The following is a 729-nucleotide window of genomic DNA, read 5'->3' on the forward strand; positions in this document are numbered from 1 at the left end:
TTTCTGACGGCAACCAAAATCTCTCTGTCGAGCTTCTCTATGCGGGTTGTAAGCAGCTCAATCTGTTCAGCGAATAGAATCAGGGCAAAGCGGGCGGCGCCGGGGATCCTATTGTCTTTTTCGTCCCGGAGAAGCACCAGGAGTTTTGCGATGCTTGCCATGCCTGTGCCAGCGATAATGCCCAATTCGGCCATATGGGCACGCAGGGCATTTGCAGTCTGGCTGCGCTGCTTCATCAGCATCTCTCGCGTTCGCAAAATCATGCTGGCTGCTTGTTGTTCGGCAGTCTTCACGGGCACGAACCGCATTGTCGGGCGGTTGACCGCCTCACAAATGGCTTCAGCATCCGCCGCGTCGGTCTTGTTTCGTTTGACGTAAGGCTTCACGTAGGCTGGCGGCATCATGCGGACAGAGTGGCCCAACGCCGCTATCTCGCGTGCCCAGTGATGGGCACTCGCACAGGCCTCCATACCTACCACGCAAGCTGGAAGGCTCCGAAAGAAGGGCAGAACCTGCGATCGCCGCAATGTGCGACGAACCAAGACTTTCCCGTTTTCGGCGATGCCGTGAACTTGAAAGATCGACTTGGCCAAATCCAAACCCACTGTGATAATCTTCTCCATGGAACGGTCCTTCGTTTGTGGCGCCTCTCTACGCGACCACGTTAGGCACTTTTGATGCCGGTTCGAAGGGCCGTTCCACACCATCACTTTTGATGAAGTTCAAGCG

Annotated in this window: 1 protein-coding gene; it reads right to left on the reverse strand. The window is 55.7% G+C overall.

The genetic code is table 11. The features are described 5' to 3' along the window. Positions 1 to 623: IS110 family RNA-guided transposase (locus tag AC0L3A_RS40795; RefSeq protein ID WP_473256588.1), on the reverse strand; the 623-nt coding region annotated here is incomplete at its 3' end. Positions 624 to 729 lie beyond the last annotated feature (106 nt).

Source organism: Bradyrhizobium sp. MI1.3 (genome assembly GCF_055811695.1).